Raw genomic sequence first — 15,991 nt, forward strand, 5'->3', positions numbered from 1 at the left:
CAGTGTTTTGAGCTGACTTCGTCAGTTTCATCTACAACCTCAAAGCAGTGCTTTGAGCAGCCTGCGGCTAGCTTCCTAGTTTGCTCTTTGATTTTCATTGAGTATAAGCATAGTGGCTGGATTCAGAAAAAGGCCTTACCAGAGCTTTTTGGTTCTGGTAGGGCCTTTTCTTTATTCTTTTAAGTGATAAGAGTAGCTAGCTACAACGATGTCTTGGTGCCAACGGAGGGCGTATTTGAGTTTGAGACTCATCTGATTGTGCAGGATATTTTGCCAAGGTTTATTAGGGATAAACTGGGGAACGAGGACAGTGACTGTATAGTTCTTTTTCTGGGCATCCTCGGAAATACGTTTGACATACTTGACAGTAGGCGTGATGATGTCACGGTAGCTGGCCTTAATGTTTTTCAGAGTAATGGTTGGGAAGTAATCGGCAAATTCTTGGAGAATTTCTTGGTCTTTCTCTGCTGTATCCTTGGTAGAAATATGCATGGCTAGGACTTCGTCACCGATACTTTGGGCGTAGTTAATGGCTCCGACGCTGACGCGGGTGACATTTCCTACTAGGACCAGTACAAGATTGCCATCGTAGGTACGTTTTTCGATTCCTTCATAGAGACGCAGTTGTTGAGCTACTTTTTGGTAATGACTGTGAATGGCCAAGAAGAGTAGGGTGAGTACGAGAATAATCGGGAAGAAAGGCCAGATATCACTGAGGCGGAAAAAGAGCAGGATTAGCACGATAGCGTAGCAAATGATAGCCCCAAGGATATTGGCAAGAGCAGGTTTTAAGAAATTTGTCCCTTTTTCTTTTTTCCAATGACGAATCATCCCAGTCTGAGAAAGGGCAAAGGGCACGAAGACACCGATAGTATAGAGAGGAATCAAACGTTCGGTATTGCCATTAAAAATGAGAAGAAGAATCATAGCCCCAAATGCCAGAGTTAAGATTCCGTTGGAGTAGCCTAGGCGGTCTCCTTTTTCCATAAAGAGATGGGGCATGTATTTGTTTTTAGCCATATTGTAAGCCAGCATAGGGAAAGCTGAAAAACCAGTGTTTGCTGCTACGGCTAAAATCAAGGCTGTGGAGAATTGGAAGGTATAATAGCCAAGGTGACCTAAGAAAGAATCGCCAAGGATTCCTTGAGCCATCTGTGAGAGGATGGTTTCTCCGTGTTGAGGCATAATCCCCATCCAGTAGTTTAGGAAGGTAATACCAGCAAAAAGAAATCCTAAAATCAGTGACATAATGGTCAAGGTTTGAGCGGCATTTTTTTCTTTTGGAGCCTTGAAAAAGGGAACGGCATTTGAAATAGCTTCAACCCCTGTCAGAGAGGCAGAACCACTGGTAAAGGCTCTTAGAATGAGAACGATAGACAGACTCGGTACAGCATGTCCGATAGGAGAAGTTGCCTGATAGCTGAGAGAACCAGTTACTAGTTGAAAGATTCCATAGAGCAAGAGAAAGACAGTACTAATGATAAAGAGATAGACAGGAATCATCAGTGAGCTGGCAGATTCTTTCAACCCCCGTAAGTTTAAGAGCATGAGCAAGCAAACTAGAAAAATGGAGATGTGGAGGTTGTAAGGGTGGAGGGCAGGGAGAGCTGCTGTGATAGCATCAGCTCCAGATGATACCGATACTGCCACAGTCAGCATGTAGTCAACCAGCAGACTACCTCCAGCAATCAAGCCTAGCTCGGGCGATAGATTTTCTCGAGTAACCATATAGGCCCCTCCTCCTTGAGGGTAGGCATGGATGATTTGACGGTAGGAAACGGTCAGGCTAGCTAGAAGCAGGAGGACAAAAAGGCCGATAGGAAGGCTCCACCATATAGCAAGTGGAGAGAGACTAGCCAAGACGAGGACTACTTGCTCAGGTCCATAGGCAATGGAAGATAGAGCGTCGCTTGACAACATGGCCAAGGCCTGCATTTTTCCCAGCAGCCCTCCCTCGCCTTCGGTTAAGGACTTAAGAGGACGACCGATAAAGGTCTGTTTTAATTTTGTAAACATGGTCATTTCCTTTTCTGAAAATTTCAATAAGTGCTATTATACTGCTTTGGGAAAATAGCGTCAAGAGACGACGATGGATTTTAGAATATTTTTTGCAGATGAGGAGAGAGGGCAGTTTTTTGGTATAATAGAAGATAGAAAACGAGGTTAGAAGAGATGATTTTTGATACACATACACACTTGAATGTAGAAGAATTTGCGGGTCGTGAGGCAGAAGAAATTGCCTTGGCTGCTGAGATGGGTGTGACACAGATGAATATTGTTGGTTTTGATGAACCGACGATTGAGCGTGCTTTGGAGTTGGTGGATGAATATGACCAACTCTATGCGACGATTGGCTGGCATCCGACGGAAGCAGGGACTTACACAGACGAGGTCGAAACTTACTTGCTTGAAAAACTAAAACATCCCAAGGTCGTTGCCTTGGGTGAGATTGGTTTGGACTATCATTGGATGACAGCGCCTAAGGAAGTGCAGGAGCAGGTTTTTCGCCGTCAGATTCAGTTATCTAAGGACTTGGATTTGCCTTTTGTTGTCCATACTCGTGATGCGCTGGAAGATACCTATGAAATTATCAAGAGCGAGGGAGTTGGTCCTCGTGGTGGTATCATGCATTCTTTCTCAGGAACTCTTGAATGGGCAGAGAAGTTTGTCGCGCTTGGTATGACCATTTCCTTCTCAGGAGTGGTGACTTTTAAGAAGGCAACTGATATCCAAGAAGTAGCTAAAAAGTTACCTTTGGACAAGATTTTGGTGGAAACAGATGCGCCTTACCTAGCACCTGTACCCAAGCGTGGTCGCGAAAACAAAACAGCCTATACTCGCTATGTAGTAGATTTTATAGCGGATTTGCGTGGCATGACGGCTGAGGAGTTAGCAGCAGCAACGACTACAAATGCAGAGCGCATTTTTGGATTGGACAGCAAGTAATGAAAGAGAAAATTTCCCAAGTCATCGTGGTTGAAGGGCGTGATGATACGGCTAATCTCAAACGTTATTTCGATGTGGAAACCTATGAGACCAGAGGCTCTGCCATCAATGACCAGGATATAGAGCGGATTCAGCGTATACACCAACGCCATGGAGTCATTGTTTTTACAGACCCAGATTTTAATGGGGAGCGGATTCGCCGCATGATTATGACGGCCATTCCAACAGTTCAGCATGCCTTCCTCAAACGAGATGAAGCTGTTCCCAAGTCCAAAACCAAGGGACGGTCTCTGGGAATTGAGCATGCCAGCTATGAAGACCTGAAAACGGCTCTAGCTCAGGTGACAGGACACTTTGAACATGAGAGTCAGTTTGACATCAGTCGTAGCGACTTGATTCGCCTTGGTTTTTTAGCAGGAGCAGATAGTCGTAAGCGACGAGAATATCTAGGAGAGACTCTCCGAATTGGCTATTCCAACGGCAAGCAACTCCTCAAACGCCTAGAGTTGTTTGGAGTCACCTTGGCAGAAGTGGAAGAAGCCATGAAATCTTATGAGAACAGCTAAGCAGACCCCAAAATACAAAGGGAATGTGTTACAATAGTAGTAACAGATAATAGAAAAGAGAATAGATGAGAATTGCAGATTATAGCGTGACCAAGGCAGTGCTGGAGCGTCACGGTTTTACCTTTAAAAAGTCCTTCGGGCAAAATTTCTTGACGGATACCAATATCCTTCAAAAAATCGTGGATACGGCTGAAATTGATGACCAGGTCAATGTTATCGAAATTGGGCCAGGTATTGGTGCCTTGACAGAATTCCTAGCGGAGCGTGCAGCTCAAGTCATGGCTTTTGAGATCGACCACCGTTTGGTACCGATTCTGGCAGATACCCTGCGTGATTTTGACAATGTAACAGTGGTCAACGAGGATATTCTCAAGGTCGATTTGGCGCAACATATCCAGAATTTCAAAAATCCTGACCTGCCAATCAAGGTAGTAGCCAACTTGCCATACTATATCACGACACCTATTCTCATGCACTTAATTGAGAGTGGCATTCCTTTTAGTGAGTTTGTGGTCATGATGCAAAAAGAAGTGGCGGATCGGATATCGGCCCAGTCTAACACAAAGGCTTACGGTAGCTTGTCGATTGCGGTGCAGTATTACATGACTGCCAAGGTTGCCTTTATCGTGCCTCGTACGGTCTTTGTGCCAGCGCCAAATGTGGACTCAGCCATTTTAAAAATGGTGCGCCGTCCAGAGCCAGCTGTAGTAGTGGAAGACGAGAACTTCTTCTTTAAGGTTTCCAAGGCTAGTTTCACTCATCGCCGAAAGACCTTGTGGAACAATTTGACAGGTTACTTTGGCAAGACTGAAGAGGTCAAGGACAAGCTGACCAAGGCTTTGGACCAAGCAGGCTTGTCACCAAGTGTGCGTGGGGAAGCTCTCAGCTTGGCGGAATTTGCCAGCCTAGCAGATGCACTTAAAGGACAAGGACTTTAAAATGCAGGGACAAATCATTAAAGCCTTGGCTGGGTTCTACTATGTAGAGAGTGATGACCAAGTCTATCAAACACGCGCTCGTGGGAATTTCCGTAAAAAAGGGCATACCCCCTACGTCGGGGATTGGGTAGATTTCTCTGCCGAGGAAAATTCAGAAGGCTATATCCTCAAGATTCATGAACGGAAAAACAGTCTGGTCCGTCCGCCTATTGTTAATATTGATCAAGCTGTAGTAATCATGTCCGTCAAGGAACCTGATTTTAACAGCAATTTGCTGGATCGCTTCTTGGTTCTTTTGGAGCACAAGGACATCCATCCCATCGTCTATATTTCTAAAATGGACTTGTTGGAAGATGGGTCAGAATTGGATTTTTACCAACAAACCTATGGTGCTATTGGATACGATTTTGTGACCAGTAAAGAGGCACTCCTGCCTTTGTTAACAGGCAAGATTACAGTCTTTATGGGACAGACAGGTGTTGGGAAATCAACTCTCCTCAATAAAATCGCACCTGATCTCAATCTTGAAACAGGGGAAATCTCAGATAGTCTAGGTCGTGGCCGTCATACCACTCGAGCTGTTAGTTTTTACAACCTCAATGGGGGCAAAATTGCAGATACGCCAGGCTTTTCATCCTTGGATTATGAAGTTTCAACGGCTGAAGACCTCAATCAGGCTTTTCCAGAGATTGCTTCTGTCAGTCGCGACTGTAAGTTCCGTAGCTGTACCCATACCCATGAGCCGTCTTGTGCTGTCAAGCCAGCTGTAGAAGAGGGTACCATTGCGTCCTTCCGTTTTGACAACTACCTGCAATTTCTTAGCGAAATTGAAAATCGCAGAGAAACCTATAAAAAAGTCAGCAAAAAAATTCCAAAATAAGGAGAAACCTATGTCTCAATACAAGATTGCTCCGTCAATTCTGGCAGCAGATTATGCCAACTTTGAACGTGAAATCAAACGCCTAGAAGCAACTGGGGCAGAATATGCCCATATCGATATCATGGATGGTCACTTTGTGCCACAAATCAGTTTTGGTGCAGGTGTGGTAGAGAGTCTTCGTCCCCATAGTAAGATGGTCTTTGACTGCCACTTGATGATAGCCAATCCTGAACATCATTTAGAAGACTTTGCGCGTGCAGGTGCGGATATCATCAGTATCCATGTAGAAGCAACGCCTCATATCCACGGTGCCCTTCAAAAAATTCGTTCACTCGGTGTCAAACCTTCGGTTGTTATCAATCCTGGTACGCCTGTTGAGGCGATTAAGCACGTGCTTCACCTAGTTGACCAAGTCTTGGTGATGACAGTGAACCCTGGCTTCGGTGGGCAAGTTTTTCTACCTGAAACCATGGATAAGGTTCGTGAGTTGGTTGCCCTTCGTGAGGAAAAAGGCTTGAACTTTGAAATCGAAGTCGATGGCGGGATTGATGATCAGACCATTGCTCAGGCTAAAGAAGCTGGTGCGACCGTTTTTGTAGCAGGTTCCTATGTCTTTAAGGGAGATGTCAATGAGCGAGTACAAACTCTCAGAAAACAACTGGACTAGAGTTGCCGTTTTTGCAGGCGGAGACCGCGGTCATTATCGGACGGATTTTGATTGCTTTGTCGGTGTGGATCGGGGCTCGCTCTGGATCTTGGAGGAAAAACTTCCTCTCGCCCTAGCAGTTGGGGATTTTGATTCTGTAACGGAAGAAGAGCGACAGTTGATTCAAAAACGTGCCCAGCATTTTGTTCAAGCGCGACCAGAAAAAGATGATACTGATTTGGAATTGGCTCTCTTAACCATCTTCGAGCAAAATCCTCAGGCCCAGGTTACTATTTTCGGTGCGTTGGGTGGCCGTATTGACCATATGTTGGCCAATGTCTTTCTGCCTAGCAATCCCAAGTTAGCACCTTATATGCGTCAGATAGCGATTGAGGACGGGCAAAATTTGATTGCCTATTGTCCGGAAGGGACCAGTCAGCTAGAACCACGTTTGGACTATGACTACCTAGCCTTTATGCCAGTTCGGGATAGCCAGCTGACCATTCTTGGTGCCAAGTATGAGTTGACAGAGGAAAATTTTTTCTTTAAAAAAGTGTACGCTTCTAACGAATATATAGATAGGAAAGTTTCGGTGACTTGCCCAGATGGCTATGTGGTTGTCTTGCATAGCAAGGATAGGAGGTAGGATGGAGACTGTATTACTACTATTATTAATTGCCAACCTAGCTGGACTCTTTCTGATTTGGCAAAGGCAGGATAAGCAGGAAAAACATTTAAGCAAGAGCTTGGAGGATCAGGCAGATCATCTGTCAGACCAGTTGGATTACCGTTTTGAACAAGCCAGACAAGCCAATCAGTTAGATCAAAAAGATTTGGAAGTGGCTGTCAGTGACCGCTTGCAAGAAGTGCGAATGGAATTGCACCAAGGCCTGACTCAGGTCCGTCAAGAAATGACAGATAGTCTCCTCCAAACCAGAGACAAGACCGATCAACGCCTGCAAGCCTTGCAGGAATCAAACGAGCAACGTTTGGAACAAATGCGCCAAACGGTCGAGGAAAAGTTAGAAAAGACCTTGCAGACTCGCTTGCAAGCTTCCTTTGAGACAGTTTCCAAACAACTGGAGTCGGTCAATCGAGGTTTGGGAGAAATGCAGACAGTTGCGCGTGATGTCGGGGCCCTCAACAAGGTTCTCTCTGGAACCAAGACGCGAGGGATTTTGGGAGAATTGCAACTGGGGCAAATCATCGAAGACATCATGACTCCTGCCCAGTATGAACGAGAATATGCAACGGTTGAAAACTCCAGTGAACGAGTGGAGTATGCTATCAAGTTACCTGGACAAGGCGACCAGGAATATGTCTACCTACCAATCGACTCTAAGTTTCCACTGGCAGATTATTACCGCTTAGAAGAAGCCTATGAAGCAGGCGATAAGGACGAAATCGAACGCTGTCGCAAGTCACTTCTAGCAAGTGTCAAGCGCTTTGCCAAGGATATCAAGAGCAAGTACATAGCACCGCCTCGGACGACCAATTTTGGAGTTTTGTTTGTTCCGACAGAAGGTCTCTACTCAGAAATTGTCCGAAATCCGGTCTTCTTTGATGATTTGAGACGGGAGGAGCAGATTATTGTTGCTGGCCCAAGTACCCTATCAGCCCTCCTCAATTCCCTATCAGTTGGCTTCAAGACCCTCAATATCCAAAAGAGTGCTGACCATATCAGTAAGACTCTTGCTAGCGTCAAGACCGAGTTTGGCAAGTTTGGTGGCATTCTGGTCAAGGCACAAAAACATCTCCAACATGCCTCTGGCAATATTGATGAATTATTAAATCGTCGCACTACAGCTATCGAGCGGACGCTCCGTCACATTGAGTTATCAGAAGGTGAGCCTGCGCTTGATCTACTCCATTTCCAAGAAGATGAGGAAGAATATGAAGATTAGTCACATGAAAAAAGATGAGCTGTTTGAAGGCTTTTACCTAATCAAGTCAGCTGACCTGAGACAAACTCGCGCTGGGAAAAATTACCTAGCTTTTACCTTCCAAGATGATAGTGGCGAGATTGAAGGGAAACTCTGGGATGCCCAACCACATAACGTTGAGGCCTTTACCGCAGGTAAGGTTGTCCATATGAAAGGGCGCCGAGAAGTTTATAACAATACCCCTCAGGTCAATCAAATCACCCTACGCTTGCCTCAACCTGGCGAACCAAATGACCCAGCTGATTTCAAGGTCAAGTCACCAGTTGATGTCAAGGAAATTCGTGACTACATGTCGCAAATGATTTTCAAAATTGAAAATCCTGTTTGGCAACGAATTGTTCGAAATCTCTACGCCAAGTATGATAAGGAGTTTTACTCTTACCCAGCAGCCAAGACCAACCACCATGCCTTTGAAACAGGCTTGGCCTATCATACGGCGACCATGGTGCGCTTGGCAGATGCTATTAGCGAAATCTATCCTCAGCTCAATAAGAGCTTGCTCTATGCAGGAATTATGCTACATGACTTGGCCAAAGTTATCGAGTTGACGGGACCAGACCAAACTGAGTATACAGTCAGAGGCAATCTCCTTGGACATATCGCTCTGATTGATAGTGAAATTACTAAGACAGTGATGGAACTCGGCATCGATGACACCAAGGAAGAAGTCGTTCTGCTTCGCCATGTTATTCTCAGCCATCACGGCTTACTAGAATATGGAAGTCCGGTTCGTCCACGTATCATGGAGGCGGAGATTATTCATATGATTGACAATTTGGATGCTAGCATGATGATGATGTCAACAGCTCTGGCTTTGGTGGATAAGGGAGAGATGACCAATAAAATATTCGCTATGGACAATCGTTCCTTCTATAAACCAGATTTAGATTAATAATTTAAGAAAAATGAGCATTTTTTAGGATAAGAATGTTCGTTTTTTTATGTGAATATGGTATAATGGATAAAATATCAAAATTAAATGAAATGGGAAATAGAAATGAAATTAAGAAGAAGTGATCGGATGGTTGTCATTTCCAACTATTTGATTAATAATCCTTATAAACTAACTAGTCTTAATACTTTTGCTGAAAAGTATGAATCTGCTAAATCATCCATCTCAGAAGATATCGTGATTATCAAACGTGCCTTTGAGGAAATCGAAATCGGCCACATCCAGACAGTTACTGGGGCTGGTGGGGGTGTCATCTTCACACCATCAATCTCAAGCCATGATGCTAAGGAAATGGTTGAGGACTTGCGTGCCAAGTTGTCAGAAAGTGACCGTATCTTGCCAGGTGGCTACATCTACTTGTCAGATTTGCTTAGCACTCCAGCTATTTTGAAAAATATTGGTCGCATTATTGCCAAGAGCTTTATGGACCAAAAAATTGACGCGGTTATGACAGTAGCGACCAAGGGTGTGCCACTTGCAAATGCAGTTGCCAATGTCCTCAATGTTCCTTTTGTCATTGTGCGCCGTGACTTGAAAATTACCGAAGGTTCAACTGTCAGCGTCAACTATGTTTCAGGTTCAAGTGGTGACCGTATTGAGAAAATGTTCCTTTCAAAACGCAGTCTCAAGGCAGGCAGCCGTGTCTTAATCGTAGATGACTTCTTGAAAGGCGGAGGGACGGTCAACGGGATGATCAGTCTTTTGCGTGAGTTTGATTCAGAATTAGCTGGTGTCGCAGTCTTTGCGGATAATGCCCAAGAAGAACGTGAAAAGCAGTTTGACTACAAGTCACTCTTGAAGGTAACCAATATTGATGTCAAGAACCAAGCCATCGATGTTGAGGTTGGAAATATCTTTGATGAAGATAAATAAGAGATAGAACTAAAGGTTGGAACGATTGTCCCAGCCTTTCTTTGCAAATAGAATAGAAGGAAACTTATGAAAACACCATTTATTAATAGAGAAGAGTTAGAAGAGATTGTTGCCGAGTTCCCAACTCCCTTTCACTTGTATGATGAGAAGGGGATTCGTGAGAAGGCAAGAGCTGTCAACCAAGCCTTTTCGTGGAACAAGGGCTTTAAGGAATATTTTGCAGTTAAGGCTACTCCAACACCAGCTATCTTGAAAATCCTCCAAGAGGAAGGCTGTGGTGTGGACTGCTCTAGTTACGTGGAGCTCTTGATGAGCCATAAACTGGATTTCCCCGGTTCTGAGATCATGTTCTCTTCAAACAACACGCCAGACAAGGAATATGCCTATGCGCGTGAATTGGGTGCGACCATTAACTTGGATGCCTTTGAAGATATTGAACATCTGGAGCGTGCAGCAGGCATTCCAGAAATCATCTCTTGTCGTTACAATCCTGGCGGTATTTTTGAACTGGGAACAGATATCATGGACAATCCTGGAGAAGCTAAGTTTGGAATGACTAAGGCGCAGCTCTTTGAAGCCTTTGCCATTTTGAAGGAAAAAGGAGCCAAGACCTTTGGAATTCACTCCTTCCTAGCATCCAATACAGTGACCCATCTCTATTATCCAGAGTTGGCCCGTCAGCTTTTTGAATTGGCTGTTGAAATCAAGGAAAAGTTGGGCATTTCGCTAGACTTTATCAATCTTTCTGGCGGTATTGGTGTTAACTATCGTCCTGAGCAGGAGCCAAACGATATTGCCTTGATTGGTGAGGGAGTTCGTAAGGTGTATGAAGAGGTTCTTACTCCAGCTGGTCTTGGTCAGGTCAAGATTTTTACCGAATTGGGTCGTTTTATGCTAGCCCCTCACGGTGCTTTGGTCACAAGAGTCACTCATAAGAAAAAAACTTACCGTACCTATCTAGGTGTGGATGCATCAGCAGTCAATCTCATGCGTCCAGCCATGTACGGAGCCTACCACCATATCACCAATCTGACTCATCCAGAAGGACCAGCTGAAGTGGTAGATGTGGTCGGTTCACTCTGCGAAAACAATGATAAATTTGCAGTGAATCGCGAGTTACCTCATACAGAAATCGGTGATTTGCTGGTAATTCATGATACAGGTGCTCACGGTTTTTCAATGGGCTACCAGTACAACGCCAAACTTCGTTCTGCAGAAATTCTCTATACTGAAGAAGGTAAAGCCCGTCAAATCCGCCGTGCAGAGCACCCTGAGGACTATTTTGCAACCTTGTATGGCTTTGATTTTGAAGAATAAAATGATAATTAATTGAAAATGAAATTGAAAAACAGATTGCTTTCTAAAAAATAGGCAAAAATCTTGTTTTTCCTTCAAGTCGTGATATAATAAAACTATAAAACGTTTTCAAGGAAGGTAACGATATGTCTGAAGAAACAATTGATTATGGACAAGTGACAGGAATGGTGCATTCGACAGAAAGCTTTGGGTCAGTAGATGGGCCTGGGATTCGCTTTATTGTCTTTTTGCAAGGCTGTCACATGCGTTGCCAGTATTGCCACAACCCGGATACTTGGGCTATGGAGTCCAATAAATCACGTGAACGGACGGTAGATGATGTCTTGACAGAGGCCTTGCGCTACCGCGGTTTCTGGGGAAATAAGGGTGGTATTACAGTCAGTGGGGGAGAAGCCCTCTTGCAGATTGATTTCTTGATTGCCCTCTTTACCAAGGCCAAAGAACAAGGAATCCACTGTACCTTGGATACCTGTGCCCTTCCATTCCGTAATAAACCACGTTACCTTGAAAAGTTTGACAAGCTCATGGCTGTCACTGACTTGGTTCTCTTGGATATCAAGGAAATCAACGAAGAACAGCATAAGATTGTTACTAGCCAAACCAATAAAAACATCCTGGCCTGTGCCCAGTATCTATCAGATATTGGAAAACCTGTCTGGATTCGCCACGTGCTAGTTCCAGGATTGACAGACAGAGATGATGACTTGATTGAACTTGGGAAGTTCGTCAAGACCCTCAAAAATGTTGATAAGTTTGAAATTCTGCCTTATCATACTATGGGTGAGTTCAAATGGCGTGAATTGGGAATCCCATACTCACTCGAAGGAGTCAAACCACCAACAGCAGACCGTGTGAAAAACGCTAAAAAACTCATGGATACCGAAAGTTATCAAGACTATATGAAACGTGTACATGGATAAAAAAGAAGCCTGATGGAAACATCGGGCTTTTGATGTTACAAAAAGACTTAGCCATCCAGCTAAGCCTTTTTATTCTTATCTAGAACGTTGTTTTCCAGCGTTGCGATTTTTGTGTTTTTTCTTGCTTGTGATAGCAATTGGTTGTTCAGGGGTAACGTCTTTTCGTCCGTTTGCTGTTGAGAAAGCATTTGCTTTTGGTGGGTTCTTCGCCAGTTCTTCACGGACTTTTTTGCGAAGTTTTGGACGAACGATATAGTTGACGATAAACTGTTGGAGAATCATCATGAAACCACCGACAACCCAGTAAAGTGTAACACTAGCTGGTGAGAAGAGGGAGAAGACGACAATCATGAGTGGGCTCATGTAAATCATTTTCTTGATTTGTTCTCTTTGCATTTCATCTTCTACTCCGTGAAGTGAAAGGAGCGATTGAAGATAGTAAAGGACACCAGCGCAGGCAACCAAAATCATACTTGGAGAACCTAGAGGAATGCCTAGGTAGCTTGCTTGAGCAACCCCTTCAGTATGTTGGGCAGCAAAGTAGATAGCAGAGAAGAAAGGCATTTGAAGGAGGATAGGGAAACATCCTACACCACCAAACATGCTGATGCCGTGCTCTTTTTGAGCAGCAAAGAGGGCTTGTTGGGCTTCTAGTTTTTCTTCTTGAGTTGTTGCTTCTTTGAGACGAGTTTGATGTGGCTCAAGGACGTGCTTGAGGGCGTTCATCTTTTCAGAGTGAAGCGTTGCCTTCCATGATTGGTAGATACCCAGTGGCAAGATAATCAAGCGTACAATAATGGTTACGATGATGATACCAACCCCAAAACCAAGTCCCTTGTCATTGGCGAAGTACTTGATAGCTTCAGCCATAGGGGCTCCGATAGTATTCCAAATAAATCCTGTTGGTTGACCTGTGGCTTTATCGACATTGACACAGCCAGTCAAGACAAGCAACATAGCCACTCCCATAGCCGAGAGTGCAAAACGTTTAATAGATTTCACTGTTTTTATTCCTTCTTAAAAAATTATACCTTTCTATTCTACTGTTTTTTTACAAAATATACAATAGTTCTAGAGACCTAATTTGCGATTTTGAAGTCAGGGTAGGGAGGAAAGTTGCTCAGTTTGACATCTAAGTAGCTGACTTTTGAAAAAGGAGTTGGTCCTTTTCGAATTTCTTGGATAAATTTCGCCATGACAGCAGATGAGTCTGCTTGGGCTAAGATTTCAACTGTGCCATCGTCATTGTTCCAAACTCTCCCAGTAATACCACCAATTTCAAGTGCCAGGCTGTAAACACCCCAACGAAAGCCTACTCCCTGAACCCTACCTTGGGCAATCATTCTAACCTTTTGCATACCAAACCCCTTTGATTGTGTTATAATATTTCTATGACTATTATAACCTCAAAAGCCAATTCTGTGGTGAAAAATGCCAAGAAATTACACCAAAAAAAATACCGAAAGACAGCCTACTTGATTGAAGGCTGGCACTTGTTTGAAGAAGCTGTTCAAGCTGGAGTGACGATTGAGAAAATCTTTGCCTTAGAAAATTACCGAGATCAGTTAACTACTTTTCCGCAAACTGTCTGGGTGTCAGAGGATATTTTGCTGGATTTGGCGGATTCTCAGACTCCACAGGGAATTGTTGCGGTGGTTCAAAAAGAAGAAGTAGGGCAAGCTGATTTGAGTCAGGGAAAGTTCTTGTTTTTGGAAGATGTGCAAGATCCTGGTAATGTGGGAACTATCATTCGAACTGCGGATGCAGCAGGCTTTACAGGAGTGATTGTTTCAGATAAGTCGGCAGACATCTATAGTCTCAAGACCCTACGTTCTATGCAAGGCAGTCATTTTCATTTGCCTATTTATCGGATGTCAAGCCAAGCACTTCTCGAGGAAGCTAAAAAGGCTGGTATCCCTGTGCTGGCAACCACTCTTTCCAAGGATTCTAAAGATTATCGTGACTTGCCTCATTTAGATCAGTTTGTCTTGGTCATGGGAAATGAGGGTCAAGGAATTAGTCCCCTCATGGCTGAAAGTGCAGACCAGTTGGTCCATATTAGCATGAAGGGTCAGGCCGAGAGTCTCAATGTTGCAGTTGCAGCAGGTATTTTGATTTTTCATTTAAGCTAATTTTAACTTTCTTTGTTATAATCAAGGAAAGATATTCATAGAAAAGGAGACAAGGATGAATCATACTATTATACAAGGTCGTACAGGTCTTAATCAATTTTACGCTAAGGTCTATGCTTTTGTTGGTCTGGGAATCGGATTATCCGCCTTGGTATCTGGTCTCATGTTGACTGTTTTTCAGTCTCAGTTGGTTTACTTTTTGATGCAGGGGCGTCTCTGGTTGACCATCGCAACCTTTGCAGAGCTAGCACTAGTCTTCGTTGCTAGTAACATGGCCTTAAAGAATAGTCCAGCGGCTCTTCCAGTATTTTTACTTTACTCCGTTTTAAACGGCTTTACCCTCAGTTTTGTGGTGGCCTTCTATACTCCAGGTACAGTTTTATCTGCCTTTGTATCAAGCGCCCTTCTCTTCTTTGTCATGGCGGCAGTTGGCATATTCACTAAGAAAGACTTGAGTGGAATTGGTCGAGCTATGATGGCAGCTCTAATCGGTTTGTTGATTGCCATGGTAGTTAATATTTTCTTAGCTAGTGGCTTCTTTGATTATATGATTAGCGTAGCCATGGTTTTGGTCTTCTCAGGGTTGATTGCTTGGGACAACCAAAGAATTCGTCTCGCATATGAACAATCACAAGGTCGTGTGGCGACAGGTTGGGTTGTGTCAATGGCTCTCAGTATCTATCTTGATTTTATCAATCTTTTCCTAAGTATTCTACGTATCTTCGGTCGCAATGACTAAAAGATTCATGACATCAGTGTTCGAAGGAGCACTGATTTTTTTATATTTGCTCTTTCCTTTTCTTGGAAATAGGTGTATAATGCTTTTAATTAATTTTTGAGGAGTAGTTTATGAAGAAAAGTTTTATCCATCAACAAGAAGAAATTTCTTTTGTCAAAAACACTTTTACCCAGTATTTGAAAGATAAGCTAGAAGTTGTCGAAGTGCAAGGTCCCATCTTGAGTAAGGTCGGTGATGGGATGCAGGACAACTTATCAGGTGTGGAGAATGCCGTATCGGTCAAGGTTCTCCAAATCCCTGATGCTACTTATGAAGTGGTGCACTCACTTGCTAAATGGAAACGCCATACCTTGGCCCGCTTTGGTTTCGGTGAGGGTGAAGGTCTCTTTGTTCACATGAAGGCCCTTCGTCCAGACGAAGACTCGCTGGATGCGACCCACTCTGTTTATGTTGATCAGTGGGACTGGGAAAAGGTCATTCCAAATGGCCAACGTAACATTGCTTACCTAAAAGAAACTGTTGAGAAGATTTACAAGGCTATTCGCCTGACTGAGCTAGCTGTTGAAGCCCGCTATGATATCGAATCAATTTTGCCAAAACAAATCACTTTCATCCATACAGAAGAGTTGGTAGAACGCTACCCAGACTTGACACCGAAAGAACGTGAAAATGCCATCTGTAAAGAATTTGGTGCTGTTTTCTTGATTGGTATCGGTGGTGAATTACCAGACGGTAAACCGCACGATGGACGTGCACCAGACTACGATGACTGGACAAGTGAGTCTGAAAATGGCTACAAGGGTCTTAACGGCGATATTCTTGTTTGGAATGAGTCTTTAGGTGGAGCCTTTGAGTTGTCTTCTATGGGAATCCGTGTAGATGAAGAAACCCTTCGTCGTCAGGTAGAAATCACTGGTGATGAAGACCGCTTGGAATTGGAATGGCATAAGGCTTTGTTGAATGGCCTATTCCCATTGACAATCGGTGGAGGAATTGGACAATCTCGTATGGCCATGTTCTTACTTCGCAAGAAACATATCGGAGAAGTGCAAACAAGTGTTTGGCCTCAAGAAGTCCGCGATACTTACGAAAATATTTTATAGAGAATCGAACCGCAAGGTTCGGTTTTCTTTCTCTTT

The 15,991-nt window shown here is 43.8% G+C and carries 18 protein-coding genes; 15 read left to right on the top strand and 3 right to left on the bottom strand.

Annotation, left to right across the window (positions count from 1 at the left end; translation table 11 throughout):
* Nucleotides 1-183, top strand: a 183-nt coding sequence (locus HT717_RS09830) for a hypothetical protein (RefSeq protein WP_205380546.1), incomplete at its 5' end; no start/stop codon positions are given.
* On the opposite strand, the gene HT717_RS01645 is transcribed toward HT717_RS09830, so the two are convergent.
* The gene (locus HT717_RS01645) at nt 172-2,016 is read right to left on the bottom strand and encodes an APC family permease (RefSeq protein ID WP_173304211.1); all 1,845 of its coding nucleotides are present in this window, start codon (nt 2,014-2,016) and stop codon (nt 172-174) included. The two genes, HT717_RS09830 and HT717_RS01645, sit on opposite strands and share 12 nt — an antisense overlap.
* 156 nt (nt 2,017-2,172) lie before the next feature.
* Here HT717_RS01645 and HT717_RS01650 point away from each other — a divergent pair, with 156 nt between their 5' ends.
* The 11 genes from HT717_RS01650 to pflA all read left to right on the top strand — a co-directional run bounded on the left by HT717_RS01650 (nt 2,173) and on the right by pflA (nt 11,981).
* Entirely contained in the window at nt 2,173-2,946 is a 774-nt protein-coding gene (locus HT717_RS01650) for a TatD family hydrolase (protein ID WP_173304213.1), read from the top strand.
* On the top strand, nt 2,946-3,512 hold the full coding sequence (gene rnmV / locus HT717_RS01655) for a ribonuclease M5 (protein ID WP_173304215.1): 567 nt from the start codon (nt 2,946-2,948) through the stop codon (nt 3,510-3,512). The genes HT717_RS01650 and rnmV overlap by 1 nt, the downstream gene beginning before the upstream one ends.
* A gap of 65 nt (nt 3,513-3,577) precedes the next feature.
* Entirely contained in the window at nt 3,578-4,450 is an 873-nt protein-coding gene (gene rsmA, locus HT717_RS01660; protein WP_153226547.1) for a 16S rRNA (adenine(1518)-N(6)/adenine(1519)-N(6))-dimethyltransferase RsmA, read from the top strand.
* A 1-nt stretch (nt 4,451) separates the two neighbouring features.
* Nucleotides 4,452-5,330 (top strand): ribosome small subunit-dependent GTPase A, encoded by an 879-nt coding sequence (gene rsgA, locus HT717_RS01665; RefSeq protein WP_153226548.1) that lies wholly within the window; start codon nt 4,452-4,454, stop codon nt 5,328-5,330.
* A gap of 10 nt (nt 5,331-5,340) precedes the next feature.
* Nucleotides 5,341-5,997, top strand: a complete 657-nt coding sequence (rpe, locus tag HT717_RS01670; RefSeq protein ID WP_173304217.1) for a ribulose-phosphate 3-epimerase — start codon at nt 5,341-5,343, stop codon at nt 5,995-5,997.
* Nucleotides 5,960-6,622 carry a thiamine diphosphokinase gene (locus tag HT717_RS01675; RefSeq protein ID WP_049541049.1) on the top strand — a complete coding sequence of 221 codons (663 nt, stop codon included), beginning with the start codon at nt 5,960-5,962 and terminating at the stop codon, nt 6,620-6,622. The genes rpe and HT717_RS01675 overlap by 38 nt, the downstream gene beginning before the upstream one ends.
* A 1-nt stretch (nt 6,623) precedes the next feature.
* Nucleotides 6,624-7,880, top strand: coding sequence for a DNA recombination protein RmuC (locus HT717_RS01680; protein WP_049541047.1), 1,257 nt, complete (start codon nt 6,624-6,626; stop codon nt 7,878-7,880).
* The gene (locus tag HT717_RS01685; RefSeq protein ID WP_049541046.1) at nt 7,870-8,811 is read left to right on the top strand and encodes a 3'-5' exoribonuclease YhaM family protein; all 942 of its coding nucleotides are present in this window, start codon (nt 7,870-7,872) and stop codon (nt 8,809-8,811) included. The genes HT717_RS01680 and HT717_RS01685 overlap by 11 nt, the downstream gene beginning before the upstream one ends.
* Before the next feature lie 105 nt (nt 8,812-8,916).
* Nucleotides 8,917-9,744 carry a pur operon repressor gene (gene purR / locus HT717_RS01690; protein WP_004238844.1) on the top strand — a complete coding sequence of 276 codons (828 nt, stop codon included), beginning with the start codon at nt 8,917-8,919 and terminating at the stop codon, nt 9,742-9,744.
* A gap of 66 nt (nt 9,745-9,810) precedes the next feature.
* Nucleotides 9,811-11,061 (top strand): diaminopimelate decarboxylase, encoded by a 1,251-nt coding sequence (locus HT717_RS01695; protein ID WP_049541044.1) that lies wholly within the window; start codon nt 9,811-9,813, stop codon nt 11,059-11,061.
* A gap of 125 nt (nt 11,062-11,186) precedes the next feature.
* Nucleotides 11,187-11,981, top strand: coding sequence for a pyruvate formate-lyase-activating protein (gene pflA / locus HT717_RS01700; RefSeq protein WP_001288288.1), 795 nt, complete (start codon nt 11,187-11,189; stop codon nt 11,979-11,981).
* A gap of 75 nt (nt 11,982-12,056) precedes the next feature.
* Here the strand turns inward: pflA and yidC are convergent, their stop codons facing one another.
* Both yidC and HT717_RS01710 read right to left on the bottom strand, forming a co-directional pair.
* On the bottom strand, nt 12,057-12,983 hold the full coding sequence (gene yidC / locus HT717_RS01705) for a membrane protein insertase YidC (RefSeq protein ID WP_049541042.1): 927 nt from the start codon (nt 12,981-12,983) through the stop codon (nt 12,057-12,059).
* Between the two features lie 77 nt (nt 12,984-13,060).
* Nucleotides 13,061-13,339 (bottom strand): acylphosphatase, encoded by a 279-nt coding sequence (locus tag HT717_RS01710; protein ID WP_020900835.1) that lies wholly within the window; start codon nt 13,337-13,339, stop codon nt 13,061-13,063.
* A 33-nt stretch (nt 13,340-13,372) separates the two neighbouring features.
* Here HT717_RS01710 and HT717_RS01715 point away from each other — a divergent pair, with 33 nt between their 5' ends.
* The 3 genes from HT717_RS01715 (at nt 13,373) to asnA (ending at nt 15,955) form a co-directional block, all read left to right on the top strand.
* Nucleotides 13,373-14,113 carry an RNA methyltransferase gene (locus HT717_RS01715; RefSeq protein ID WP_049541040.1) on the top strand — a complete coding sequence of 247 codons (741 nt, stop codon included), beginning with the start codon at nt 13,373-13,375 and terminating at the stop codon, nt 14,111-14,113.
* Between the two features lie 55 nt (nt 14,114-14,168).
* Nucleotides 14,169-14,852 carry a Bax inhibitor-1/YccA family protein gene (locus tag HT717_RS01720; protein ID WP_049541037.1) on the top strand — a complete coding sequence of 228 codons (684 nt, stop codon included), beginning with the start codon at nt 14,169-14,171 and terminating at the stop codon, nt 14,850-14,852.
* Between the two features lie 110 nt (nt 14,853-14,962).
* Nucleotides 14,963-15,955 (top strand): aspartate--ammonia ligase, encoded by a 993-nt coding sequence (asnA, locus tag HT717_RS01725; RefSeq protein ID WP_049541035.1) that lies wholly within the window; start codon nt 14,963-14,965, stop codon nt 15,953-15,955.
* Nucleotides 15,956-15,991 lie beyond the last annotated feature (36 nt).

This window comes from Streptococcus sp. 959, from assembly GCF_013277075.1.
Lineage (GTDB): Bacteria > Bacillota > Bacilli > Lactobacillales > Streptococcaceae > Streptococcus > Streptococcus pseudopneumoniae_C.